Source organism: Falsiroseomonas oryziterrae, from assembly GCF_021864505.1.
Taxonomy (GTDB): Bacteria; Pseudomonadota; Alphaproteobacteria; order Acetobacterales; family Acetobacteraceae; genus Falsiroseomonas; species Falsiroseomonas oryziterrae.
This window is the reverse complement of the sequence record NZ_JAKJIB010000553.1, coordinates 1-1,513: the sequence shown is the minus strand read 5'-3', so window position 1 is coordinate 1,513 and position 1,513 is coordinate 1. Positions and strand designations below refer to the sequence as shown.

At 76.3% G+C, this 1,513-nt stretch carries 3 protein-coding genes; 1 reads left to right on the top strand and 2 read right to left on the bottom strand.

The window, feature by feature from the left end; translation table 11 throughout:
- Positions 1–613 (bottom strand): DUF1826 domain-containing protein (locus L2I40_RS23065; RefSeq protein WP_237217696.1); only part of this gene is annotated, 613 nt, incomplete at its 3' end.
- A gap of 46 nt (positions 614–659) precedes the next feature.
- Between L2I40_RS23065 and L2I40_RS23060 the strand changes: the two genes are divergently transcribed.
- On the top strand, positions 660–1,037 hold the full coding sequence (locus tag L2I40_RS23060; RefSeq protein ID WP_237217695.1) for a DUF6525 family protein: 378 nt from the start codon (positions 660–662) through the stop codon (positions 1,035–1,037).
- A gap of 5 nt (positions 1,038–1,042) precedes the next feature.
- Here the strand turns inward: L2I40_RS23060 and L2I40_RS23055 are convergent.
- Positions 1,043–1,513, bottom strand: a 471-nt coding sequence (locus tag L2I40_RS23055; RefSeq protein ID WP_237217694.1) for a (d)CMP kinase, incomplete at its 5' end; no start/stop codon positions are given.

The following is a 1,513-nucleotide window of genomic DNA, read 5'->3' as shown; positions in this document are numbered from 1 at the left end:
CGGGCGCGGCGGGCGGCGAGCGGTGGATGCAGCCGAAGCCGGCATTCCCGGGGTAGGCCTCGCCCTTCAGGATCGCCGCGGCGGAAAGCGCCAGCCGGCCCGGCGCGACGGGCAGCGCCTTCGGGTCGAGCCCGCGCGCCACGCGCGCCCCGCCCGCCAGCGCCAGCCATTCCGTCCCCGGCCCGTGATAGGTGCAGAGCAGCCGAAGCCCGACCGCGTCCGCGTGCCAGCGATGGCAGCCCTCGTCGTCGATGCCCTCGAGACGGATGCGCACCGCGCCGCCGGTCCGCGCGATCGCGGCGAAGGCGGTGGCGAGCGCGCGGATGTCCTGCAGCAGCGCCAGCGGTGCCGGGTGCGGCAGCTGCGCGGCCAGCGCGTCCACGGCCGCCTCCGGCAGGTCCTCGGCCAGAGCGGTGAAGGGCGCGGCCTCCGCCAGCGCGCGCAGCCGGCCGTCGAGGCCCGGCGGCAGGTCGCGGGTCCAGACGGCCAGGTTCACCTCCGGCCGCCGGATCTCCACCAGCGCCTCCGGCTCGGCGCCGGTGACCACGACCGGGATGCGGCCCAGCGGGTCCGGCATCGCGGCGGGGCGGGCCTCCAGGGTCAGGGCGGGCATGCGGGTCTCCTCGCGCGGACGCGTCGATGTTATGTAATAACATAACATGTCCAGCAAGACCCCCGGACCCGCCATGCCGCCCCCGCCCGTCGGCGACCTGCCCCTCAACGACGTGACGGAGCGCGAGCGGATGTGGCGCCGCTGGCCGGGCGACGACTGGGCGGCCTTCGACGCGCTGCCGCCGGCGATCCGCCGGCGGCTGCATGTGCACGCCTATGACGCCTGGACGGTGAATGCGCTGAAGCTGTGGCGCTGTTTTCGGCGCCAGACCGGCAGCAGCGCCCGCGCCGAGCGGCGCCTGCTGCGCTACCTCGACGAGTGCGAGGCGCTGGAGCGGGAAGCCTTCGCCGCCGCCTATGCGCGCGCGACGGGCTGCGCGCTGCCGCATGACGCGGCGCGGGCCTCGGTGCTGCGCGACGGCTGAGCGGCTCAGCCGAGCCGCGAGCGCACCAGCTTCAGCGCCATCTGGAAGGCGTGCTCGGCGTCGAGATCAGTGGTGTCGAGGATGATCGCATCGGCCGCGGGCTTCATCGGCGCCGCGCTGCGCGAGGCATCCTGCGCGTCGCGCGCGGCGAGTTCCGCGGCGACATCCGCCAGGTCGCGGGCCACGCCCTTGCCCTGCAGCTCCAGCCAGCGGCGCGTCGCGCGCGCCTCCGCGCTGGCCGTCACGAAGAGCTTGGCCGGCGCGTCGGGGAAGATCACCGTGCCGATGTCGCGGCCATCCAACACCGCGCCGTGCCGCCGCCCGAAGTCGCGCTGCCAGTCGAGCAGCGCGGCGCGCACGCCGGGGATCACCGCGACAGCCGAGGCGGCCATGTCGGCCTCCGGCCCGCGCAGGTCGGTGCGCTCCAGGTCGGCGGGCGCCAGCGCGCGCGCCGCGGCCTCCGCCACCGCGGCGTC